Origin of the sequence: Nonomuraea sp. SBT364 (genome assembly GCF_001083785.1) — a bacterium.
GTDB lineage: Bacteria > Actinomycetota > Actinomycetes > Streptosporangiales > Streptosporangiaceae > Nonomuraea.
In genome coordinates, this window is sequence record NZ_LAVL01000001.1 from 114,847 (window position 1) to 136,932 (window position 22,086).

The window sequence follows — 22,086 nt, forward strand, 5'->3', positions numbered from 1 at the left end:
AGGGTGCTCCTCAACGGTTCATGCCGGCGGTGAGGCCGGCGACGATCTGGCGCGTGGCGAGGACGAAGAGGACGACGAGGGGGATCGTCGTCATCACCAGCCCGGCGAAGAGCGTCCCCCAGTCGTTCTGGAACTCGCCGAAGAAGTGGGTGAGCCCGACAGGCAGCGTCAGCTTGCTCTCGTCGCGCATCAGGACGAGCGGGTAGAAGAAGTCATTCCACAGAGGGACGAACTGGAAGACGATCACGGTCGCGATGGCGGGCCGTACCAGAGGCAGCATCACGTGCCAGAACGTCGCCAGCGGCCCCGCCCCGTCCAGCGAGGCCGCCTCGTCGAGCTCGTACGGCAGTTGCCGGAAGAACGCGGTGAGCACGAAGACGTTGAACGGGATGGACCCCGCCGCGTAGACGAGGATCAGGCCGAGCAGCGAGTCGATCAGCCCCAGGCTCTCCAGCAGGTAGAACAGCGGCAGCACGCCGAGGTGCGCGGGCAGCGTCATGCCGGAGATGAAGTAGGCGGCGAACAGCCCGCGCCCGGCGAAGCGCCTGCGCCCGAGCGGATAGGCCGCCAGCAGCGACACGGCGGCGCCAAGCAGCACCGCCGACACCACGACGATCAGCGAGTTGACGACGTAGGTGGAGAAGGAAGCCTCGGTCCAGGCCTTGGCGTAGTTGCCGAGATCCGGCCCCGTGGGCAGTCCGAGCGGATCATCGAAGATGTCCGCGGTCGGCCGGAAGGAGCTCAGCAGCATCACCAGGAGGGGCGCCATGGAGAAGACGGCGTAGCCCCACAGCAGCAGTTTGATCCACAGAGTCTTCACGCCTTCCTCCTCAGTACGCGTTGCAGCAGGAGGGTCGAGCCGAAGATGAAGGTGAACATGAGGACCGCCAGGGACGAGGACGTGCCCATGGCGTTGACGTCGCCCGAGGCGAACGCCGCGCGGTAGAACAGCAGGCCCAGGACGTCGGTGGCGCCCGCCGGCGCGCCGTTCGAGCCGCCGAGGGCGTACACGAGGGCGAAGGTGTTCATGCTGCCGATGAAGCTCAGGATCGTGATGGTGCCCATCGCGGGACGCAGCAGCGGCAGCGTGATGCGCCAGAACACCTGCGAGGAGCCGGCCCCGTCGGTCCTGGCCGCTTCCGCGTACTCCTGCGGGATGCCGCCGAGGGCGGCGCTGAACAGCAGCATCGGGAAGCCGACCCACTGCCACGTCATGATCACGATGACGGTCGGCAGGGCCGTGGCGGGATCGCCCAGCCACGGCATCGCGAGCCCGTCCATGCCCGCCCCGCTCAGCAGCGCGTTGACCGGCCCGAAGGTCGGGCTCAGCAGCAGCGTCCAGAGGTAGCCGATGACGAGCGGGTTGACCAGGTACGGCAGGGCGAACATCGTCTGCAGGAGGCGTTTGCCCCGCCGGGCCCGCGACAACGCCAGTGCGAACGCCAGCCCCAGCGTATTCTGCACGAGCATGGTGCCGGCGAACAGCAGGAAGTTGTGGCCGAGCGCGGGCAGGAGCTGGTCAAGAAAAGACTCGGTGAGCAGCGCCGCGTAGTTGGCGAAACCGGCGAAGGTGTCGCGCAGCGTGCCCTTCCAGGTGAACACGCTGTAGCTCAGACCGGTGAACAGCGGATAGATGACGAAGACGGAGTACAGCAGGAAGGCGGGGATCAGGAACAGGTACGACGACCCCCGCCGGGTGGTGCTCAGAGCCATGTGGCCACGCTCTGGTCGAGCCGTTCGGCCGCTTGCTGTGCCGTGATGCGGCCCAGCAGCATCTCCTGCAGCGCCTTGGAGAAGACGGTCTGCGAGGACGGGTTGCCGTACGCGAACTCGTTCATGAAGTACGTGGCGCCCTGCTGGTCGAAGGTGGTGGAGACCTCCTTGAGCAGCGGGTCGGTCGGCGTGACGCCCGGTACGGCGGAGAAGACCCGCAGCGTGTCGGTGTAGAGCTGGCCGTAATCCTTGGAGGCGAGCCAGGCGGCGAACTTCAGCGCCTCCGCCTTGTACTTGGTCTTGGCGCTGACGCCGTACGACCCGTCGGTGAAGCCGGGCATCAGGCCCTGCCCGCCCTTGGGCGCGGGCGGGGTGAAAACGCCCAGTTCGATGCCCTCGGCGTTCTCGGTGAAGAAGTTCAGCTCCCACAGGCCGCCGGGGAACATGGCCGCCTTGCCGGAGGAGAAGAGGATCTGGGCGTCGGTGTAGGAGACTCCCGTCATGTCGTCGGGGAAGTAGGGCCGGAGCTTGTTGAGCTGGTCGATGCCCTCGACGAACGCCGGGTCGGTGAACTTCTTCGTCTTGGCCCTGACCTCGTCGAGGAAGGCGTCCCCGCCCCAGTTGGCGGTCCCGAAGACGCCGGCCACGATGGGCAGCATCCAGTCGTCCTTGCCGCCGAACGCGAACGGGATGATCTCCTTGGCCTTCAGCTTCTCCGCAGCCGCGATCATGTCGGCCCAGGTCCGCGGCGGGGAGATGCCATGGTCAGCGAAGATCTTCTTGTTGTAGATCACTTGCAGGGTCTGCACGGCGAACGGCACCCCGTAGACCTTGCCGTCCTTGTCGCCCTTGGCGGAGCGCAGCACGCCCTCGTCGTAGTCCTTGAGCCCGGGGATGTCGGCGGCCTCCAGCGGCAGCAGCCTGCCCGCCTCGACGAGCGGCTGCAACTTGGGGCCGGCGCGTAGCCACGCCAGGTCGGGGCCGCTGTCGCCGGCCAGGCCCGTGGCGAGGATCGTGTCGTACTCAGTAGCGGTGGTGAAGGACCGGGCGTCGACGTCGATGCCCGGGTTGAGTTTCTCGTACGCCGCGAACATCTTGTCGAAGTTCTCCTCCGGCCCCCATCCCCAGACGGACAGGGTGACCTTGTCCTGGGACTGGGATGGTGACAGGGCGGAGGACGAGGTAGAGCTGGGCGCGCAGGCGGCGACCGACAGCAGGACGACGGCGGCAAGGGGGGCCAGACGCATGAAGGCTCCTGGTCAGCGTTGGGGCAGGCGGTGCTTGGCGACCGCCTCCGTGGCGGCGGTCAGCAACTGGTCACTGGTCTCGTGGGTGCGCTGGACCACGCCGATGTACAGGCAGTCCAGGACGAGCATCTGGCTGTGGCGGGCGGCCACCCCTCCGGCGCGGAAGGGGGTGTCACGCGCCGCGGTGGTCAGAACGATGTCGGCGATCTCCCCGAGCGGGCTGCGGGGGAAGTTGGTTACGGCGATGGTGATCGCGCCGCGCTCCTTGGCGATGGACAGCGGCTCGACGACCTCGGACGTGGTGCCCGAATGCGAGATGCCGAGCGCCACGTCGCGATGGTCGCGCGCGTTGGCGCTGCAGACGGCGTTGTGGACGTCGGTCCACAACGCGCACGGCCGGCCGATGGCGTGCAGCCTGAGGTGCAGATCCATGGCCACCCCGGCACTGCCCGCGACGGCGAAGACATCGATGAACCTGGCCCGCACGAGGGCGGAGACCGCCCGGTCCACGGCGGTGACGTCCAGGTGCGCCGCGGTCTCCTCCATGGCGCGCACATCACTGGCCAGCAGGCTGCGCAGCACCACGCTCGCCGGGTCGTCGGGAGAGAAGGCGATGAGCGCGGTGTCGCGCGGGTTGGCGGTGGTGCGCCCCTGTTCTGCCGCGAGGGCCAGCCTGAGCTCAGGATAGCCGGCCAGGCCCAGCTCCCGGCAGAACCGGGTGATGGTGGTCAGCGAGGTGGCGCAGCGTTCGGCCAGCTCGGTGATGGTGGACGCGGCCACGGCGGCGGGCTCGGCGAGGATCATCTCGGCGATGCGCCGATGGGCGGCGGTCAACGTGGGCTCGATCCCGCGGATACGAGTGAGGATGAAGGAATAGTTCTCTGCCGGCTCGGCCATGGGAGAAATTTCCTCTATCCATGCTCAGTATGTCAATAGTTCACCAAGATGAGCTGGATCGGACGCCGTGTTGATGTGAATAATTCCCTTGAGTAGACCTCGTCGCGAGAGTCTTTACTTTTCGACATGCGCGTGGCTACGCTCGCCCCCCGACAGACACCCCCCGAAGGGACGCACATGCGTAACTTGCTCGCCACGCTGCTGCTGGGCGGAACGGCCCTGCTGCCCGGCCAGGCCGCCACCGCCACCACGACCGGCACGGTCGACATCCAGCTGCTGGGGATCAACGACTTCCACTCGGCGCTGTCCTCGAGCTTCGCCATGACGCCTGACGGCCCGGTCGAGGCGGGCGGCGGCGAATACCTGGCGGCCCACCTGAACCGGCTCCAGCGGGACAACCCGAACGGCACGCTACGGCTCTCCGCCGGCGACAACATCGTCAACAGCCCTGCTTCGGCCGTTCTGCACGACGAGCCAGCCATCGAGGCACTGTCCCTCATGCGCCTGGACGCCTCCAGCGTCGGCAACCACGAGTTCGACCGCGGCCTGACCGAACTACGCAGGCTACGGGAGGGCGGCTGCCATCCCATCGACGGCTGCGCCCTGGGCCGCTTCAAGGGCGCTTCGTTCCCCTACCTGGGCGCGAACATCGTCGACACCACCACGGGCAAGCCCGCCTTCGACCCCTACTACGTCAAGACGGTGAAGGGCGTCAAGGTCGGCGTCATCGCCGTGACGCACAAGAGATCCCTGTTCGAGGCCCCCTCCCCCACCGCCCCGCTGGAGGGCCGCGACGAGGCCGAGGCCGTCAACACCTACGTCGGCGAGCTCAAGGCCAAGGGTGTGCGCACCATCGTCGTCCTGCTCCACCAGGGCGGCGGCCAGACCGGCGGCGGCCTTCCCAACGAGTGCGGCAACCTGGCCGGGCCGGTCAAGGACATCGTGGCGAGGTTCGACACCGAGGTCGACGCCGTGTTCTCCGCCCACACCCACAACCCGTACAACTGCGTGATCAACGGAATCCCCGTCACCCAGACGTCGGGATTCGGCCGCGAGATCACCCGCCTCAACCTCACCGTTGACAGTGCCACGGGCAACCCGGTCGCTGCGAAGGCCGACAACATCACCGTCTCCCACGACATCCGGCCCGATGCGCGAGTCGCCGCCCTGCGCCGCCGGGCCGACGAGCAGGCCCACCGGCTGATGAACCGGCCCGTCGGCCTGATCACACGCGACCTCACGGCGGCCAGGAACGCCGCCGGCGAGTCCACGATCGGCCACGTTCTCGCCGATGCCCGCCTCACCGCCACCTCCTCCGCCGAGACCGGCGGCGCCCAGATCGCCATCCAGCCCCCGTACGGCGGAGGCATCGGCGGCGACCTGTACGTCTCGGCCACCGGCAACGACCTGCCCAACCTGGTCACCCACGGTGAGGCCATTCGTGTCCAGCAGTTCGGCAACATGCTGGTGACGATGACGCTGACCGGAGAGCAGGTCGAGCGACTCCTGGAGCAGCAGTGGTGCGGCCAGACCACGGCCAGGGTCCTCGGCGTCTCCCAGGGCTTCACCTTCACCTACGACAACGCCAGGCCCGCCTGCGACAAGATCGACCCGGCGACCATCAAACTCGGCGGCACCGCCATCAGCCCCACGGGGAACTACCGCCTGACGGCCAACTCCTTCATCGCCGGCGGCGGGGACGGATTCAGCGTGCTGACCGAAGGAACCGACCGGGTGGAGAAGGTGCGCGACATCGAGGCGCTGGAGGCCCACATCCGCGCCAACAGCCCGCTCCAGCCCCCGGCGCTGGGCCGCATCACCCGCCTGAACTAGGACTGTTTCCTGGTTCATGTGACGGCGGGTTCCAGCACTTGACGAATATAGGATGAAAGACTCATACGCATTCCCAGCAGTCAAAACGACAGAATCTAGATAGTAAATGACAGTTTTTCACTCTATCGACCTCCTTGCGTCGGGATAGTTTCAACGAAGAAGGGCCTCAGTTCGAGCTGTTCTGGACTGCGGCGGCGAGTTCAGCTGGAGCCCTCCGTCCCGAGAAAGGAACGAAGATCCACGATCAGACGCAGTTTACGCGGGCTGGCACTCGCATCGATCATGGCTGCGGGTATCGGCATGGCGGCGGCGCCGGCGAGCGCGGCCATGACACCGCCCCGCAGCTCGTCGAGCGCACGTCAGCCGAGGTTCCGGGCCACTGGGAGCGCGCCGGCGAATACGCCACGTGGAGAGAATGCAACGACGCCGGCAAACTCTGGGGCGGTCGCTACACCTGCGAACGAAACGTTCTGAACAAATGGGTGCTTTTCGTCTGGGTCGAATAACGTCCTCGCGCGAGACTTGAAGAGCGGCACCGCTCCGGGACTGATGGGATCGAGTTATGGCACGTCCGGCCGGACCACCCGGCTGAATGGGCCGCGATGAAAGCGGTGGCACGGCTTCGCCTTCATCGCGGCCCCGGCACAGCTGATCGGGACGGTCAGGAACCGCTCGCCTCGATGTCGGCCAGCGCCTGCCGAGTACGACGGGTCAGCGGGTGTTCGGGGCCCAGGAGCCGCTCGCGATCGGCCAGCACCCGGCGCAGCAGGTCGGCGGCCTCGCCTCGCAGCCCCTGCTCCGCCAGCAGCTCGCCCAGATTGTGCCGCGTGCGGAGCGTGCTGGGGTGGTCGACTCCCACCAGCCGTTCGCGATCGGCCAGCACCCGGCGGTACGACCTCGTCGCCTGCTGGAGGTCGCCGAGCCTGAACTGGGCCCAGGCCAGGCTGTGGCGCGTACGGAGCGCACCGAGGTGTTCGGGACCCAGCGCCCGATCGTAGATCTCCAGGAGTTCCCGGTAGAGCTGCTCGGCCTGCGCGTAACGCCCTTGCTGGGCCATGGTCCACGCGACGCCGTAGCGAGCGGACAACGTTTCCGAGTCCTCGGCGCCGAAGACGTTCTCGTTCCGTACCGCGAGCTCACGATAGAGGGCCTCGGCCTCCTCGTACCGCCCCTGATCACCGAGCACCCAGGCCAGGCCGTGCAACGTGCGCAGGGTGTCCGGATGATCGAGCCCCATGGCGCGCTCCTGGTCGGCGAACAGCCGGCGGAAGTGCGTCTCCGACTCCTCGTACCGTCCCTCGGCCTCCAGGACGTCGGCAAGCCTCTGCCGGAGCGCGAGAACCGGCGGATGGGTGCCTTTCAGCGCCGCCCCGGTTCGCAGGGCCTCCTCCAGCAGGTGCTTGGCCTGCGGCAGTGAACCGCTCTGCCGCAGCGCGTCGGCGGTCGTGGAAGCGGCGAGCAGCAGGGCGTCAGCCGACCGGAATCGCCTCGGCAGACCGGGCGCCAGGAGCGCGAGGACATGACTGCCGAGCAACTGCCAGGTGGGCCAGTGCGTGGGGTCTCGCGGGTCCAGCCTCGTCGCGGCTCTGCTGACGAGTCGCACCGCGACCCGGTGGGCGGGATCCATGGCGAACCGCCGCCACAGGGTCAGCGGCCACAGGCGTCGAGCCGTGAGCTTGCTCCGGATCGTCGCGGCGATCAACGGGTGCATGGAGATCCCTCCACGGGGATTGGACGCATCGCGGTCGATGAGGCCCAGCTGATCGAGGGCGGACAGCGCCTTGGCGACGTCGTCGGGCTCCCGCGCACCGACCGCGCCGGCGATAAAGGGGTAGTCCAGCACCTCTGCGGGGATCTGCGGCCCGGGCGCGAACCAGGCCAGGATCTCCATCAGTGGCCGGGCCGCGTGGACTCCCCTCGCCCCGATGGCGTCGAGACTGATCTCCCAGGTGCGAGTGATCATCACGCGGTCCTCACTCGCCGCTCCGCGCAGGTCGCCTGCCCGCAGCTCGATCGTCTTGCCGAAGTCCGCGTCCAGGTCGCTTCGGTACGCGAGGAAGCTCCGGTGGCGAGCGTACGGCGAACGGAGATAGTTGCCCGCGATGTGCAGGGCCAGCGGCAGGTCTCCGAGCTTCCGCGCGAGCGATTCGGCATTCGACGGATCGGGCGCGGCGGGCACGAGGTCACGCAGGACCTCCCCGGCGTCGGCGTTCGCCAGCGGTTCGATCACGTGGACGTCGCAGAGCCGCCCCCAGCTCACCGGGTCCCGGTTGCGGCTGGTGACCACGACCATGCAGGAACGGCTCTGCCTGAGCCAGCCGGTGCCGTCGGCAAGGTCCCCTACCTCGTCGAGATTGTCCAGGACCAGCAGGCAACCACTCGCCCCGGCGTCGGCGGCCGTCCAGAACAGGTCGGCGGCGTTCCGCCGCCCGCTCAGCGCTTCCTCCACCAGAAGCGCCGGCACGCCGAGATCGTCGCGCGCGATGCGCATGAGCGTGGCCGTCACCGCCTGCTCGTCATCGGCGACCACCCACCAGACTCGCCGGCCTTCCCGCTGCCATTCGGCGGCGAACCGCAGCGCGATGGCCGACTTGCCGACTCCCCCGAGACCCGCCAGCACCTGAGGGGACATGAGGGTGCCGGCCGCCCTTCGCCGGAGCTCGTGGAATACCGGTTCGCGCCCGACGACCCTGACCGGCAGTCGCCCCGTCGGCGCGGTCACCGACAGGTCGCCTGTGACGACGTCGTCCGCGCCTCCGCTCTGCGGCGCGGGCCCGCGGCCGCGGTACTGGAACATCAGGGTGACGATCGCGATGCCAAGACTGGCAACGCCCGCGACCATGCTGATCACGCTCGCCCGTTTGTCCAGGGCATCCATCGGATCGGCCTGGGCGCCATCGGGAATGGCGAAGAAGGCGACCAGCCCGGCCGTCAGCAGTCCGATGGCGAGGACGCCGACGGCGATCACGGCGACCGTCCCGGCCGCCCGGCGGGTCCTGCCGTACCGAGCAAACCTCATGGCGCAAGCGTGCCGCCCCGGCCGCGAGTCCGCCAGGGCATGGAGCACCATCCGGCGCGGCTGACGAGTGCCGGCGTTCCTCGAACATGCGGGGTCGTTCGTCGACTGCCCAGGCCATGCATGCCCGCTGGCAGTTCGCGGACTGACCGGCATCGGGCGGCGCGTGGATGGGATGGCCGTGAGCCCGGCCATCCCACCCACGGTGACGGTCGACGGCTCAGCCGGCGTCCGCCTCTCGCGCACCGGTCCGCGTGAAGTGGAACGGGCAGTGGGTACCGCCCAGGCCGATGGTGGTGACGCGCTCGAACTGGAAGCCGTCCTTGTCCGGGTCGATCGCCTCGATCCAGTTCCGGTCGAACGCGCACATCGCCGGCGTCAACTCGGGAGCGGAGTTCGCCACGAGGACGTCGTGATAGAAGCACCGGTGAACGTCCACCTGGTAACGCTGATCATCATCGGCAGGGCGCCGGAAGATGAATCCCTTCCCGAAGGCGTACTCCTCGCGGGACTTCGAGACGGCGACCAGGGCCTTGAACGGGTCCGGTGCGGCGTCCAGCATCGCGCGGGTGCCCGCGTGGACGGCGTCGCCGAGCGGCTCGACCAGCGCGGCCCGCACGATGCCGATGGCGGCGTCCCGCCCCAGCCGTGGCAGCAGAGACTCGTACCCCGCCACCAGGGCAAGGGTGATACGCAGGTTGTAGCGTGCGGGTTCGTCGACGACCATGTGCTCGTTCGCCTTCTCCAGCTCCGCGTGCCGGGCCCGCATCATGGTGACGAGGCCGCCGGGAAGCGCGTGCTTCCGCACCGCCGTGGAGATGTGGTCGAAGAAGCCGTCGATGAGCGCCGCCGTGTCGCGCTCGGGATCGGGGACGTAGTCGCCATCGGCGAGTCCGAACTGGTCGGTGGACATGAAGAGTCCTTTCGGGACGGGCTCGGTCCCGAACACGGCCAGACATCGCGCAGAGCATGCCGACCGTGCTCGCACCAAGCGAGCACGCCGACGCACTCCACCGACCAACCAGGCGCCAACGTACTTCAACGAATTCTGATTTGCAGATCATGCCATACGGAGGCGAGTCCATCCAAAAACGTCTTTGCGTCCGCCGCCCCTGGGCCGCTATGGTCAGTCGGCCGGAAGCCGGCAAGATCCATCGTCGAGGGGGAGGTGTGCAGCAGATGCGCACGAGTGCTGAGCTGTCGAACTCGATCTCTATGTTCGCCACCTCTCGATGGAGTCATCCTGTCTGTTCACATCACCTCACTGATCGATCCTGAGCACGGTTCGTCCAGCCGCCGTCTTGTGTGGCTGGCGTCCGACGCCGACGGCATCCCTGTCGGGTCGGTGTTTCTGCGGCTGTTCACCACGCCGGGGCAGAAGCACTATGCGGAGATGGCTCTGCACGTCCACCCGTCCGAGCGCGGACACGGTACGGGGACGCTGCTGCTGGACGCCGCCGCGCACGCCGCCCGCGCGGACGGACGCCGCTCACTCGTGGCGCAGACCGAGCCCGGGTCACCCGGCGCGCGGTTCCTGACGGCCAGAGGCTTCGACGAAGCGGCGAGATTCACGTTCACCAGGCTGAACCTGGCCGACGCGGACCTGCCGGCGCTCACGGCGATCGCCGATCGGCCCCACTCCGGCTATCGGCTGTCCTCGTGGGACGGCACCGTGCCGGACGACCTCGCCGACACGTTCGCGCTGTCCCGCCGCGCCATGGACGACATGCCGATGGGCGAGACCGACTACGGGACCGTGAACTGGGACGTTGATCGCGTCCGTGCAGCCGCGGCGGCGGTCGCCCGCCGCGGCGATGAGCTGCACACCGTCGTCGCCATCGATGAGGCCGACGGCTCGGTCGCCGGATTCACCGAGCTGGTCGTCCCCGGCGACGGCACCGGCGAGGGCCAGCACTACGGCACCGGCGTCCTGCCCGGGCACCGCGGACACGGCCTCGGCCGCTGGATGAAGGCAGCCGCCGTCGTCCAGGCCCGCACCCGTTACCCGGACCTCGACGCCCTGCGCACCGACACCGCCGACGACAACCTCCCGATGCGGGCGATCAACGACGCGCTCGGCTATACGCCGACTCATCGAGCCGTCCACTACAAGCTCGATCTCTCGCCGCACTAGCCGGACCAGGACCGAACGCATCCGTTCGTGCCGTCCCGCTGGCATACCCAGCACTTTCGTCAGAAATATCAGGATCGACGGGCACTTTCGCAGGACTCCGACCCCGAGTGGAACGAGATGCGCCCCGTCGTGGAAAGGCTTATACGTGAATCGCGAACAAATCTCCCGTATCGCCCACGCCGATCACCCGATCAAGTCCCCGCTCGACGACGCCTCCGTGCGCCGGCTCCTGGAACGCGGGCTGCCCCGAGGTGACGAGCGGGTGCTGGATCTCGGTTGCGGCAGCGGGGAATGGCTCCTGCGTGCCCTGGCCGCACGACCGCACCTGCACGCCGAGGGCGTGGACGTCTCCGCGGACGCGCTGGACCAGGCTCAGCTGGCGGCGCGCCACCGTGGCGTGGAGGACCGCCTCGTACTCCACCATCAGAAGGCCGAGGAATTCACCTCCTCGCAGCCCTTCGACGTGGTGCTCAGCTTCGGGGCCACGCACGCCTTCGGCGGCCTGCTCCCGACCCTGGCCGCGGCCCGTGAACACCTGGCCCCCGGCGGCCGCGTCATGATCGGCGAGGGATTCTGGGATCGCACCCCGTCCCAGCAGGCCGTCGAGATGCTTGGGGACCTCACCGACCTGGCGACCACCGTGGACCGCGTCGTCGCCGACGGGTGGGTTCCGGTCGCCGGTCATATCAGCACACGTCGCGAGCTGGACGACTACGAATGGGCCTGCTGGGGCTCATTGGCCGCATGGGCCGTCGAGCATCCCGGTGACCGGGACAGTGCGCAGGCCCTGGAGACGGCTACCCTCCGCCGCGCGGAGTGGTTGCGCGTCTACCGGGACACCTGGGGTTTCGTCTCCCTGATCTTGCACCGGACCCCCGACCTCGGCTGAGCCGAAGCCTCGGCCACTGGACGTCGCTTGACCAGGTCTCTTCACGCATGCGGAGCCGATCCTGCGATGCCGGAGACCACCCGGCTCCTGCGCCCTGACCTGCCTGAGCACGGGGCCTACGTGCTCCAGCGGGGCGGCCGCCCCGACGTGCCGGCCCCCGCCGCGTGAACCGTCACTCGCCCCTGCGGCGGACGGTGTACGGGGCGGGAGGCGCGCCAAGCACCGCGTCGGGGAAGAGCCTCACCCAGTGCCACGGCATGCCGCAGTCGTTCGCCTCGGCGGCGACCCCCTGACCACAGGCCGCGCAGATCAGGTTGGGGCCGTGCGGGAGCCAGCCGCAGCATCCGAACCCCATGTCCTCGCGGTTCGGATGAGGCTCCACCGCGATGAGGTCGTCGACATTCACCAGGATCGTGCCGCGCGGCCCCTCGTCCACCACCAGCTGGTCGATCCCGGGAACGGGCACCATGACCCGGAAGGGATCGGGGTCGATGGCGAACCGGCCGCGCGGGATCAGCTGCGGCGCATCCTCGTCGAGCTCGCGCGGAGGCGGCCTGCGGGCGGGCCGGTAGCCGATTTCCGCCAGCTCCGGAGTCACCGCCGTACCGCATCGGCTGCAGGTGAACATGCCCACCGCAAAAGCCTACGGCCCCCCGCCCGCTGAGATCCAGGCAAGCCGGCCCCGGTCTCCGATCGAACCGGCAGGATCGTCCCGCATCAGCCGCCGCACAGGCTGTGCCAGCGGTTCACCCACTCGATCTTGGTGACCACCGAGCCCCAGTTGCGCCAGCCGCCCGGCATCGAGCCGGCGTCGGCCTTGCCGTAGTGCAGGCACTTGCGCTTCTTGCCGGTGAGCTCAGGGCCGCTGCCGCTGTTGTCGTAGTACTGATAGGTGACGATGACATGGTCGGCGCCGCTCGGCTCGGACGCGCCGTTGTTGAAGAAGGAGCGGATGCCCGAGACGTTGCCGCTCCAGTTGCCCTCCTTCTCCAGCTTGAGCGTGCCGGTCAGCCCGGAGCCGCTGTAGAAACAGACGTAGCGGTAGTTGCAGTCGCCGGCGTCGTCCGCGCTCGCCGCGGGCGCGGCCGCGAGGCTCAGGTCCGCGACGCCGGCGGCGGCGCCGATGCTGATGATGCGTCGAAGAGTCATGCGGATCACGCTAGGCAGGGCCGCTTTGGCTGGGCTTTGTTTCCGCTATCGCACCGTCTGGCTACCAGACGTCGCCGCGGGGCTTCTACCGGTGGGGCCAGTACAGCCGTGCACCGGTGGGACCCCCGGCGTCGGCCAGCTGGGCGCGGACATGGCCGGCGTCGGGGTGGGCGAGCTCATCGAGAATGGTGAGGGCTCGCCGCCAGGTGTCGCGGGCGGTGTCGTGATCGCCGCCGGCGTGGTGGGCGTTGCCGAGACGGATCAGCGCCTCGACCTCGCCGATGCGATCGCCCAGCTCCAGGTGCAGTTGGAGCGCCCGCCGGTGACAGCATTCGGCCAGATCGTACTGACCGAGGTGGTGGTGTGCGTAGCCGAGACCGTCGAGGGATGCGGCTTGGCCGTTGAGGTCGCCGAGTTCCTGGAACAGGGTGAGGGCTCGGCCGCAGTACACGAGAGCTCGGTCGTGGTGGCCGAGCAGGGCGTGGCAGTTGCCGACCCCGTTCAGCGCCTTGGCGTGTCCCGGGCGGTGGCCCGCGGTTCGGAACAGCTCAAGAGCCTGCTCGGCGTGGTCGAGCGCCTCCCTGTAGCGCCCTTGTCGTGACAGTGCCCAGGTGAGCTCGTGATGTGCGTGCGCCTGACCGGGCTGATCGGCGAGCTCGACGGCCAGGCCGAGCGCCTGAGCGGCGTGGGCGTGGGCGCGGTCGAAGCGGCAGAGCAGGGTGAAGGCGCGGCTGAGGTGGCGGTGGGCGTGGGCCTGGCCGCGAGGATCGGCCAGCCGGCGCGAGGCGTCCAGGGCGGCCTGCTCGACGGTGGCCCAGTCGAGCAGCAGACCGCGCCATCGCAGGAACGCGCTCATCGTCCAGGCCAGGTGCCGCACCTCTTCGTCGTACCCCTTGGCGGCCGCCTCCTCCACGGTCGCGAGCAGCACGGGATGTTCAGCGGTGAACCAGGTCAGCGCTTGCTCGGACCCGGTGATCGCCTCGGCGCCCACCCCCGGCGCGGCGGGAGCGGGTGCGATCGGGCGTCGGCCCGGGGCCAGCAGCAGCGTCGCAGCGTGAGCGGTGTGCAGGTAGTGGTCGAGCAACCGGCGGAACGCCTCCTGCCGGTCGTGTTCGGTGTCGACGGCGTGGACGAGCTCAACCGCGTAGGCGCGGAGCAAGTCATGCAGGGTGTACCGGCCAGGCTTGTGTTCGACGACCAGGTGCGCGCCGGCCAGTTCGGCCAGCAGCGGCCGGACCTCGTGCACGGCCACGCCGGCCAGGCCGGCCGCGGCGGGCAGGGCGATGTCCGGGCCGGTGAGCACCCCCAGGAACCGGAACAGCCGCGCGGCCGCGGGGCTCAGCGCATCGTAGGACCAGGAGAACACCGCCCGCGGATTGGTGGCCGGGTCCTGACCGGCCAGGGCATCGAGCCGATTGCGCGCGTCGCGCAGTTCGCCGGCCAGCGCGGTGAGGGGGAACTCCGGGTGGGTGGCGGCTCGGGCGGCCACGATCACCAGGGCGAGAGGCAGCCCCGCACACCGGGCGATGATCTCGTCCACCATCCGGGGCTCGGCCGCCACCCGCGCCGGCCCGATGCGGTGGGCGAGCAACTCGCGTGCCTCGGCGTCGGACAGTGGATCCAGTCGCAGCAGGTGGGCTCCTTCCGCGGCGACCAGGCCGGAGAGCTGGCTGCGGCTGGTCACCAGCACCAGGCAGCCGGGCGCGCCGGGCAGCAGCGGACGGACCTGCTCGGCGTCGCGGGCGTTGTCCAGCACCACCAGCATCCGCCGTTCCGCCAGCAGGCTGCGGTACAGGCCGGCCTGCCCGTCCAGGCCGGGTGGGACGCGGTCCGGCGCTACCCCCAGCGCGTCCAGGAATCCGGCCAGCGCCTCCGCAGCGCCGACGCAGGACCCGCTCGGGTCGAAGCCCCGCAGGTTCACGTACAACTGCCCGTCACCGAATCGGTGGCGCACCCGATGCGCCCAATGCATGGCCAAGGTGGTCTTGCCCACTCCGGCGATACCGGCGATCACCGAGACCCGTACCCGGACCGGGTCTCCGGATCCCAGCGTGTCGTCCAGCCGTTCCAGGTCTCCGGTGCGGCCGGCGAACGCCGGCACTTCCGCCGGGAGCTGCGCCGGCTGCGGACGCTCCGATACATCGATCTCCCGTGGCTGTTGTACGGACCCGCGGGCGGAGAGCGCCGGCACCGGGTCCGGCGCGCCGGCCGCGAGCGTGACCGCTTCCCCGCGGAGGATGGCCGCGTGCAGTGAACGCAGTTCGGGACCCGGCTGGGCGCCGAGCTCGTCGTCGATGCGCCGGCACGCCCTCGCGTAAACCTCCAGAGCCTCGGCACCCCGGCCCGCCAGGCTCAGGGCCTGGATCAACCGGGCCACCAAGGACTCCGCCAGCGGGTAGTGGACGATCAGCTCCTCCAGGCGTTCGATCACCGGTGAGTGCCGGCCCAGTTCCAGCTCGGCCCCGGCCCAGTCGGTCAACGCCCCCAGCCGCTGCTGCCGGAGCCCCTCGCGGACCCGCGCCGCCAACGCCCCGGCCATCCCGTCCAGCGGGGACGCCCGCCAGAGGCCGACGGCCTCGCCAAGCAGGGCAGCGCGCTCCGGTAGCGGGCGGTGAGGGGCGCGGGCCTGCTCGACCAGCCGGCGGAACCGGTGAAGGTCGATGCGATCAAGGTCCATGATCAGCTGATAGCCGTCCGCCCGGCGTTCCAGCGCGATCCGTCCGTCATCGAGGTGTCGTGCCTGCTCCAGCACGCGGCGCGAGCGTGCGACATAGGTGTGCAGCACCTTGCGGGGCTCGCGCGGCGGGGCGTCGTCCCATATCCGGTCGACGAGTGTCTCCGTGGCCACCGGGTGCCCGGCGTCGACGGCCAGGGACGCGAACAGGATCCGTTGCTTGGCCGGCCCGAGATCGAGACGGCGGCCCCCGGCCACCAACTCGAACGCGCCCAGCAGCCGAAACTCCACTGCGCATCCCCCCATCGGCGCGAAACCCGGCAGGCCCAGCGGCAAAACCATCGAACCACAATTGCCGACGGCCGTTCAAGAAAGGCGAAAGCTTTCCGAAGGCGCTCCCATTTACCTTTGTCACGTCCGCACTCATGGCGGAACCGGCAAAGCGCGACGTGACGAATGAATCACATAGCGTACGCCCGCACAATCATCTTCTGCCGGATCCGCCGCGACAGCTCGCACCAGGCCAGACGAAGGAGAAACTCCGATGCAGCTCAGAGAAAAGCGTCCCATCTCGAACATGAGGAGAAAACTCCTGAGCGCGGGGGCCGCGGTGGGCATGGCCACCGCATTATTGGCCGCCACTCCCACCTCCGCGACGGCGGCCGGAGGCGGCTGTCTGAATTACGCGCGCAGCGGCTGGAACATCGGCGTCTGCAGTTCGGACAACGGCGTCCGGGTGTCAGGTGACGTGTACATCAACGCCCGCGGCTCGCTGGGCAGCTCGTGCGTCCTGATCTTCGGCATCTTCAACATCACCCGGGACAGGACCATGGTGTCCACCACCGTGCCGTGCAAGCTCGGCAGGTCGCCGGAGCTCCACACGCCCAAGGAGGCCGGCCACCGGTACGAGAACACGGCGCTGATCGAGGTCAACGGCAACTACGTGGTGGGTGGAGTGAGCAAGGCCACCTACTGAGCCGGCGGCGGCCCACCGCTCGCGTCCGTGCGACGCGGGCGGGGTTCGCTCCCCCGCGCCCGCCCCCGAAGAAGCGGTCCGAGCTGCGGTGATATTGATTCGAATATAGGTCTTCCATCAATATCAATATTGGACAGTCACCAAGTCCTGTGATGGTCTCTGCGCATGAAGAAGACGATTCCGCAGGTCCTACGTCACGGGCTCGGCGCCGCCGCGCTCGTATCGCTCACTCTCGGCGGTATCCCCGCGTACGGTGCCACCGCCCACGAGAGCGCCCCGCGCGGCGGCGCCATGGCCGGGACGGCCCATGAGGTCAAGCCGGGTACCGTTGTACGCGATGATCTGCGCGCCGTGTTCGACACGGCGAAGGTGCGAGGCACGTTCGCGTTGCTGGACGTGTCGTCCAGGAAGGTGACCGTGGTGGACCGCCGGCGCGCCGAGAAGCCGATGGTGCCCGCCTCCAGCTTCAAGGTCCCGCACGCGCTGGTCGCTCTGCAGACCGGCGTGGTCAAGAGCCCCGACGAAGTGATCCCCTGGGACGGCACGCCGCAGCCGTTCCCCGAATGGGAGAAGGACATGAGCATGCGCGAGGCCGTTCGCGTCTCCAACGCGGCGGCGTTCCAGGTGATCGCCCGCCGCATCGGCCTCCAGCGCGAACGGCAGTGGCTGCACCGGCTGAACTACGGCAACCGGCAGACCGGGACGAAGGTGGACCGGTTCTGGCTGGACGGCCCGCTGAAGATCTCGGCTGTGGAACAGACCCGGTTCATGGAGCGGCTGGCCGCCCTGCGCCTGCCCGCCTCGCGCGAGCACCAGCGCACCGTCCACGACCTGATCAAGCTGGAGGAGAAGAACGGGTACACGCTGTACGCCAAGTCAGGCTGGCAGAACGCCCCCGATCCCGGCACGGGCTGGTGGACCGGGTGGGTCGAGCGCGGCGGACGCGTGTACACGTTCGCGCTGAACATGGACATCGTCAAGGACGGCGACGCCGCCAAGCGCGCCACTCTCGCGCGTGAACTGCTGCACCGGCTGAACGTCCTGCCCACCGCGTGAGCATGCCTCCCTCCGACCACGGCGACCGTCGCACGGTCGTCGTGGTCGTCGCCATTCAGGCGGCCATCTCGCTGGGCTACTTCGCGGCGATGGCGCACGTCGTCATCCACCTCAGAGTCGGCCTGGGGCTGGCCGCCGGGCTGATCGCCCTGGTGCTGGCGCTGCGCAATCTGGTTCAGCACACGCTGTCCCTGCCGGTCGGCGCGCTGGTGGACGTGCTCGGCCCGGTGCGGATCGGCATCCTGGCGTGCCTGCTGCGCGCGGCCGGGTTCACGCTGCTGGGCACCGTGTCCTCCCTGCCCTGGCTGGTCGTCGCGGCGGTGCTGCTGGGCACGGGGGGAGCGCTGTTCCATCCGGCGGCGCAGTCGCTGCTGGCCGGGCTCGCCGAACGGCGGAGGGCACGCGGATACGCGGCGTACACGATGACGTTGCAGGTCGCGGCGGTGCTCGGCGCGGCGCTCGGGCTGGCGCTGCTGAACGTCGGCTACTGGCTGGTGGCGCTCACCGCGGCCGCGCTGTGGATCGGCGCGGCCTTCCTGTTCGCACTGCTGCGTCACGCCCCGCCCGTCCGGGCCGTGAGCGGGGTCGCCTCCGGGGTGCGGACGGTGCTGCGGGACCGGATCTTCCTGGGGTTCGCGATCGTGTCGACGCCCGCGATGCTGGTGACGGACCAGGCGTCGGTGGTGGTGCCGCTCGGCGGCGTGGACGCGGGAGCGGTGACCGTGTTCGTCTGCGTGCTCGCCATGGTGTCGGCCGCGGTCCAGCCGTGGTGCGCGGTGCCGGGCCGCGCCGACCGGCCCGGCGTGCTGCGTGCGGGGCTGCTGTTCGCCGCCGGTGGCCACCTGTTGCTCGCCGCCGGCGCGGGCGGCGGGCTGACGGGCCTGGTGCTGGTGGCCGCGCTGCACGGGCTCGCCGACGGGCTGCTGCAACCGGCGGTGTTCCAGACGATCGCCCGGCTCGCTCCCCCGACGCGTTTCGGGGCATACCTGGGCGTGCAGACGTTCCTCTCGGGCCTGTTCGCGTTCGCCGGTGGCATCGCCGTGGGCTGGGCGTTCGACCTGGGGCCGGGCGGCGCGACAGCGGCGCTGCTCGCCCTGGCGTTGACCGCCTGCGCCGCGGCAGCCTGCGCCCGCTCCCGCCCCGGACCGGCGACCGAGCACCGGGACACGGCACAGGCGGCCGCCCAGCGGCGCGGTTCGGCTGGGTAGGAGGACCCGCCAGGCACATCCCGGCTCGTCCCGGGCATGTCGCTCAGGCGCGGTGGCCTGCCGCCCGCGCGGTGGCGAAAAGTCCTGAGTGCCCCGGGTGCAGGCAGAGGGCCGTAAACTACACCGGTGATCGCGAGCTTTCCCGTGGCCGTCCGCTCATGGCCGGTCCGGTGGAGAGCCCGGCGGGCCTGGGTCAAGGACAGTACGCTCGCGGCGACGCTCACCGCGCTGGCATTCGTACCGACGCTGTCCGTCATCGGAGCGCAGCTCGGCGACCTGCCGAGGCGCCCGGCCGACGCCTTGGCGGTGGTGCTGACCGTGGCGCAGTCGGCGCCGCTGGCACTGCGCAGCCGTCACCCGGCGGCATGCCTCGCCGTCATCGGCACCGCCTTCGCCGTCCATCAGGCGCTCAGCTATCCGCAGACGTTCGCCAGCATCGGCTTCTACCTGGCCCTGTTCGCGGCCGGAGCCCACCAGTCCCGGCACCGTCGCACGCTCGCGGCGGCGGTGAGCGCCGGTTACGCCGCGCTGGCGGTCGCCCTGAACCAGTTGGGATCCCCCAGCCGGATCTTGGACTTCCTCGCCTTCTACCTGGTTCTGGTGGTGATCTGGACGGCCGGCGCCGGGCTGCGCCGATGGCGGGCCGAGGAGGCCGAACGGCGGCGGCTCGGCGCGCTGGCGGCCGGCGCCGACGAACGCGCCCGCATCGCCCGTGAGCTGCACGACGTGGTCACCCACCACGTGACCGCCATTGTGGTGCAGGCCGACGCGGCACAGTTCCTGGTCGGCACCGCACCGGAACGCGCGGGGCAAGGGCTGGCCGCCATCAGCGACACCGGCCGGCGGGCGCTGACCGAGCTCCGGTATCTGCTCGGTGTGCTGGAGGCGACCGGCGACGCCGCCCTCACGGACCGTACGCCGGCCCTCGGCAAGGTCGCCGACCTGGTCGAACAGGCCCGGCTCTCCGGCCAGCCCGTCGAACTGACCGAGCACGGCGAGCGCCTGCCGCGGCCCATCGACGTCGAGCTGGCCGCGTACCGGGTGGTTCAGGAAGCCCTCACGAACGCCATCAAGCACGCGGCGGGCCGGCCCACCAGGGTCACGGTCCACCACTACGCCGGCCACATCGACATCGAGGTGACCACCGACGGGTCCGCTCTCGCGGCAGGTCCCGCCGTGCCGTCCGGGGGACGAGGGCTGGCCGGGCTGCGCCGGCGCCTGCACATGCTGGACGGTGAGCTGACCGCCGCCCCCCGGCCCGGGGGCGGATTCAGCGTCCGGGCCCTCATCCCCTCCGGGAGCACCGCATGACCGGCAGGCCGATCCGGGTGCTCATCTGTGAGGACCACGAGCTGGTGCGTACCGGCTACACCACGATCTTCTCCGCCCAGCCCGACATGGAGGTCGTCGGGGATGCCGCGGACGGCCGCGCGGCGATCGAGGCCGCCCGGCGGCTGCTGCCGGACGTCGTCGTGATGGACATCCGGATGCCCGTCCTGGACGGCATCGCGGCCACCAGGCAACTGGCCGGGCCAGGCGTCGCCGCTCCGGTGAAGGTCCTGGTGGTGACTACGTTCAACGTCGATGAGTACGCCTACGAAGCGCTCAAGGCGGGCGCCAGCGGGTTCCTGCTCAAGGACGCCCGGCCGAAGGACCTGGTGGACGGCGTACGCACCATCGCGCGCGGCGATTCCCTGCTCGCGCCCGCCGTCACCCGCGCCCTCATCGGCCACTTCGCCGAGCGCCTGCGCCCCACCGACTCCTCCCGGACGGCCCTGCAGGAGGTCGCGCGGGCACTGACTCAGCGGGAGCTGGAGGTGCTCGAACAGCTCGCTCAGGGACTGTCCAACGCGGAGATCGCCGGACGATTGTCCATCAGCGCCGAGACCGTCAAGACGTACGTGTCGCGGATCCTGACCAAACTCGACCTGCGGGACCGCGTACAGGCGGTCGTTCTCGCCTATCGCGTGGGATTGGTGTCCGCCGATCAGGGTTGACGCGGGCGCCGGATCTGGCCGGTGCGGGCGGCCCGCCGCAGCAGGAGGATCGTGGGCACCATGCAGACCAGCAGTGCGAGAAGGCTGGCCTCGGGACCGAAGGCGCCGCCGGTCAGCGCGGATGAGCCGGACAGCGTGACGTTCAGCAGGCCCTCGGACGGTACTTCCGCCCCGGAGACCGTGACACCGAAGAGCCCGGCCTGGGTGAAGTTCCAGGCGAAGTGCAGGCCGATGGGCAGCCACAGCGAGCGGGTGGCGATGTAGGCGGCGGCCAGCATGACTCCGCCCGTCAAGGCGATCGCGAGCGCGCCCCACAGGGTGGCTTTGGCGTTGACCAGGTGCATCGCACCGAACAGCAGCATGGACACGACCAGGGCGATCACCGTGCCGGTACGTTCCTCCATGATGCGGAACACCACCCCGCGGAACAGCAGTTCCTCTGTGACGGCGACAGTCGCCATCAGGCCCGCGGTGCCGAGGAAGCCGCCGAGGGAACCCCAGGACACCTCCTGCCAGCCGCCGAACACCGCGATCAGCGTCATCAGCCCGGCGAACAGGCCCGCCCCGAGCAGCGTCCCGCGCCGCAGCTGGGACCATCGCGCCGTCTTCCCGACTTCGGCGATGTCCGGGCGGAGCTCGACGGCCCGGCACAACCGGCGGTAGCAGGCCACGGCGGCGACGGCCAGACCGACCCCCACCGGCAGCACGAGGATCGGTACGGGCGAGACGAGTTGGTTGATCCCGCCCGTCACCACCATCACACCGAACAACGTCACCAGCAGGACGGGGAACCGGAACCTGCGCAACCGGCCACGGCCCGTGGCGGAGCCGGCTTGCGGGAGGGTACTTTCCGGGTGCTCCGGGGACGCCACGATCGCGATCCTTTCGATCAGGTTCCATCAAGTTGCCGCGGTGTCTTCCGCGGGCTCAAGCGAGATTAGGGACCGGAGCCGGGCCTGCCATCCCCCTGAAACGGACAGCGCGGTAGCTCTCACGGGGGATCGCTGTCCCCCCGCGTCACCCGCCCCGCGCTCCAGCGGCGACCGGCCAGGCCCGCGAGGTGATCGGGGCGCTGTACATGGGCTGCCTGTCCTTCTTCGACGTACGCGGCATGGTCCCTCGGCCGCTCACCCTGGAGGTCGAGCACCCCACCCTGGACGGGCAGACGAAGATCACAGAGATCCCACGCCGGGAGGGTCGTCGGCGGCCCGCGTGACACACCGGGGCGAACGACCGGGAAGTCGCCGGCCTGTTCGGCGTGAGACCCACCGTCATCGGGCAGACGCACCGCCGCGCT

At 69.7% G+C, this 22,086-nt stretch carries 20 protein-coding genes; 9 read left to right on the top strand and 11 right to left on the bottom strand.

Going from position 1 to position 22,086, the window contains the following annotated elements:
• Nucleotides 1-10 precede the first annotated feature (10 nt).
• Genes ADY59_RS00630 through ADY59_RS00645 form a run of 4 tightly spaced genes read right to left on the bottom strand, consistent with a single transcriptional unit; the run spans nucleotide 11 to nucleotide 3,857 of the window.
• Nucleotides 11-820: a carbohydrate ABC transporter permease gene (locus ADY59_RS00630; RefSeq protein WP_231618471.1), complete on the bottom strand. Its 810-nt coding sequence runs from the start codon at nucleotides 818-820 to the stop codon at nucleotides 11-13.
• Nucleotides 817-1,713 carry a carbohydrate ABC transporter permease gene (locus tag ADY59_RS00635; RefSeq protein ID WP_049556358.1) on the bottom strand — a complete coding sequence of 299 codons (897 nt, stop codon included), beginning with the start codon at nucleotides 1,711-1,713 and terminating at the stop codon, nucleotides 817-819. Before ADY59_RS00635 ends, ADY59_RS00630 begins: the two co-directional genes overlap by 4 nt.
• Entirely contained in the window at nucleotides 1,704-2,960 is a 1,257-nt protein-coding gene (locus ADY59_RS00640; protein WP_049556360.1) for an ABC transporter substrate-binding protein, read from the bottom strand. Before ADY59_RS00640 ends, ADY59_RS00635 begins: the two co-directional genes overlap by 10 nt.
• A gap of 12 nt (nucleotides 2,961-2,972) precedes the next feature.
• Nucleotides 2,973-3,857, bottom strand: coding sequence for a MurR/RpiR family transcriptional regulator (locus ADY59_RS00645; RefSeq protein WP_049556362.1), 885 nt, complete (start codon nucleotides 3,855-3,857; stop codon nucleotides 2,973-2,975).
• Nucleotides 3,858-4,034: 177 nt separating this feature from the next.
• Here ADY59_RS00645 and ADY59_RS00650 point away from each other — a divergent pair, with 177 nt between their 5' ends.
• The gene (locus tag ADY59_RS00650) at nucleotides 4,035-5,690 is read left to right on the top strand and encodes a bifunctional metallophosphatase/5'-nucleotidase (RefSeq protein ID WP_049556363.1); all 1,656 of its coding nucleotides are present in this window, start codon (nucleotides 4,035-4,037) and stop codon (nucleotides 5,688-5,690) included.
• 200 nt (nucleotides 5,691-5,890) lie between these two features.
• Here ADY59_RS00650 and ADY59_RS53175 read toward each other — a convergent pair whose 3' ends face one another.
• From ADY59_RS53175 to ADY59_RS00660, 3 genes are all read right to left on the bottom strand, one after another.
• Nucleotides 5,891-6,019, bottom strand: a complete 129-nt coding sequence (locus ADY59_RS53175) for a hypothetical protein (protein WP_269433533.1) — start codon at nucleotides 6,017-6,019, stop codon at nucleotides 5,891-5,893.
• Between the two features lie 332 nt (nucleotides 6,020-6,351).
• A complete protein-coding gene (locus tag ADY59_RS00655) occupies nucleotides 6,352-8,709 on the bottom strand; it encodes a tetratricopeptide repeat protein (RefSeq protein ID WP_156325213.1) in 2,358 nt (785 codons plus the stop codon).
• A 217-nt stretch (nucleotides 8,710-8,926) separates the two neighbouring features.
• On the bottom strand, nucleotides 8,927-9,619 hold the full coding sequence (locus ADY59_RS00660; protein ID WP_049556369.1) for an L-2-amino-thiazoline-4-carboxylic acid hydrolase: 693 nt from the start codon (nucleotides 9,617-9,619) through the stop codon (nucleotides 8,927-8,929).
• 390 nt (nucleotides 9,620-10,009) lie between these two features.
• Here ADY59_RS00660 and ADY59_RS00665 point away from each other — a divergent pair, with 390 nt between their 5' ends.
• On the top strand, nucleotides 10,010-10,840 hold the full coding sequence (locus ADY59_RS00665) for a GNAT family N-acetyltransferase (RefSeq protein WP_197093360.1): 831 nt from the start codon (nucleotides 10,010-10,012) through the stop codon (nucleotides 10,838-10,840).
• A 145-nt stretch (nucleotides 10,841-10,985) separates the two neighbouring features.
• The gene (locus ADY59_RS00670) at nucleotides 10,986-11,729 is read left to right on the top strand and encodes an SAM-dependent methyltransferase (RefSeq protein WP_049556371.1); all 744 of its coding nucleotides are present in this window, start codon (nucleotides 10,986-10,988) and stop codon (nucleotides 11,727-11,729) included.
• 172 nt (nucleotides 11,730-11,901) lie between these two features.
• Here the strand turns inward: ADY59_RS00670 and ADY59_RS00675 are convergent, their stop codons facing one another.
• From ADY59_RS00675 to ADY59_RS00685, 3 genes are all read right to left on the bottom strand, one after another.
• Nucleotides 11,902-12,363, bottom strand: a complete 462-nt coding sequence (locus ADY59_RS00675; protein ID WP_049556373.1) for a hypothetical protein — start codon at nucleotides 12,361-12,363, stop codon at nucleotides 11,902-11,904.
• An 83-nt stretch (nucleotides 12,364-12,446) separates the two neighbouring features.
• On the bottom strand, nucleotides 12,447-12,878 hold the full coding sequence (locus ADY59_RS00680) for a hypothetical protein (protein WP_049556375.1): 432 nt from the start codon (nucleotides 12,876-12,878) through the stop codon (nucleotides 12,447-12,449).
• A gap of 85 nt (nucleotides 12,879-12,963) precedes the next feature.
• Nucleotides 12,964-15,843 (bottom strand): AfsR/SARP family transcriptional regulator, encoded by a 2,880-nt coding sequence (locus tag ADY59_RS00685; protein ID WP_197093361.1) that lies wholly within the window; start codon nucleotides 15,841-15,843, stop codon nucleotides 12,964-12,966.
• Nucleotides 15,844-16,129: 286 nt separating this feature from the next.
• Here ADY59_RS00685 and ADY59_RS00690 point away from each other — a divergent pair, with 286 nt between their 5' ends.
• From ADY59_RS00690 to ADY59_RS00710, 5 genes are all read left to right on the top strand, one after another.
• Nucleotides 16,130-16,528: a hypothetical protein gene (locus tag ADY59_RS00690; RefSeq protein WP_156325214.1), complete on the top strand. Its 399-nt coding sequence runs from the start codon at nucleotides 16,130-16,132 to the stop codon at nucleotides 16,526-16,528.
• A gap of 165 nt (nucleotides 16,529-16,693) precedes the next feature.
• Nucleotides 16,694-17,584 carry a class D beta-lactamase gene (gene blaOXA / locus ADY59_RS00695; RefSeq protein WP_049556379.1) on the top strand — a complete coding sequence of 297 codons (891 nt, stop codon included), beginning with the start codon at nucleotides 16,694-16,696 and terminating at the stop codon, nucleotides 17,582-17,584.
• Nucleotides 17,585-17,586: 2 nt separating this feature from the next.
• On the top strand, nucleotides 17,587-18,792 hold the full coding sequence (locus tag ADY59_RS00700) for an MFS transporter (protein WP_049556381.1): 1,206 nt from the start codon (nucleotides 17,587-17,589) through the stop codon (nucleotides 18,790-18,792).
• Nucleotides 18,793-18,918: 126 nt separating this feature from the next.
• A complete protein-coding gene (locus ADY59_RS00705) occupies nucleotides 18,919-20,103 on the top strand; it encodes a sensor histidine kinase (RefSeq protein WP_053174335.1) in 1,185 nt (394 codons plus the stop codon).
• The gene (locus tag ADY59_RS00710; RefSeq protein ID WP_049556384.1) at nucleotides 20,100-20,789 is read left to right on the top strand and encodes a response regulator; all 690 of its coding nucleotides are present in this window, start codon (nucleotides 20,100-20,102) and stop codon (nucleotides 20,787-20,789) included. Before ADY59_RS00705 ends, ADY59_RS00710 begins: the two co-directional genes overlap by 4 nt.
• Here ADY59_RS00710 and ADY59_RS00715 read toward each other — a convergent pair.
• Nucleotides 20,780-21,661 carry a CPBP family intramembrane glutamic endopeptidase gene (locus ADY59_RS00715; protein ID WP_231618472.1) on the bottom strand — a complete coding sequence of 294 codons (882 nt, stop codon included), beginning with the start codon at nucleotides 21,659-21,661 and terminating at the stop codon, nucleotides 20,780-20,782. The genes ADY59_RS00710 and ADY59_RS00715 overlap by 10 nt on opposite strands.
• A 188-nt stretch (nucleotides 21,662-21,849) precedes the next feature.
• Between ADY59_RS00715 and ADY59_RS48185 the strand changes: the two genes are divergently transcribed.
• The gene (locus tag ADY59_RS48185) at nucleotides 21,850-22,005 is read left to right on the top strand and encodes a hypothetical protein (protein ID WP_197093362.1); all 156 of its coding nucleotides are present in this window, start codon (nucleotides 21,850-21,852) and stop codon (nucleotides 22,003-22,005) included.
• Nucleotides 22,006-22,086 lie beyond the last annotated feature (81 nt).

What these genes read in the sequence shown, in the direction of transcription:
- ADY59_RS00710 (WP_049556384.1), top strand. Translation starts at nt 20,100, where the DNA reads ATGACCGGCAGGCCGATCCGGGTGCTCATCTGTGAGGACCACGAGCTG.
- ADY59_RS00660 (WP_049556369.1), bottom strand. Translation starts at nt 9,619, where the DNA reads ATGTCCACCGACCAGTTCGGACTCGCCGATGGCGACTACGTCCCCGAT.
- ADY59_RS00680 (WP_049556375.1), bottom strand. Translation starts at nt 12,878, where the DNA reads ATGACTCTTCGACGCATCATCAGCATCGGCGCCGCCGCCGGCGTCGCG.
- ADY59_RS00640 (WP_049556360.1), bottom strand. Translation starts at nt 2,960, where the DNA reads ATGCGTCTGGCCCCCCTTGCCGCCGTCGTCCTGCTGTCGGTCGCCGCC.
- ADY59_RS00655 (WP_156325213.1), bottom strand. Translation starts at nt 8,709, where the DNA reads ATGAGGTTTGCTCGGTACGGCAGGACCCGCCGGGCGGCCGGGACGGTC.
- ADY59_RS00690 (WP_156325214.1), top strand. Translation starts at nt 16,130, where the DNA reads ATGAGGAGAAAACTCCTGAGCGCGGGGGCCGCGGTGGGCATGGCCACC.
- ADY59_RS00645 (WP_049556362.1), bottom strand. Translation starts at nt 3,857, where the DNA reads ATGGCCGAGCCGGCAGAGAACTATTCCTTCATCCTCACTCGTATCCGC.
- ADY59_RS53175 (WP_269433533.1), bottom strand. Translation starts at nt 6,019, where the DNA reads ATGGCCGCGCTCGCCGGCGCCGCCGCCATGCCGATACCCGCAGCCATG.
- ADY59_RS00650 (WP_049556363.1), top strand. Translation starts at nt 4,035, where the DNA reads ATGCGTAACTTGCTCGCCACGCTGCTGCTGGGCGGAACGGCCCTGCTG.
- blaOXA (WP_049556379.1), top strand. Translation starts at nt 16,694, where the DNA reads ATGAAGAAGACGATTCCGCAGGTCCTACGTCACGGGCTCGGCGCCGCC.
- ADY59_RS00635 (WP_049556358.1), bottom strand. Translation starts at nt 1,713, where the DNA reads ATGGCTCTGAGCACCACCCGGCGGGGGTCGTCGTACCTGTTCCTGATC.
- ADY59_RS00700 (WP_049556381.1), top strand. Translation starts at nt 17,587, where the DNA reads ATGCCTCCCTCCGACCACGGCGACCGTCGCACGGTCGTCGTGGTCGTC.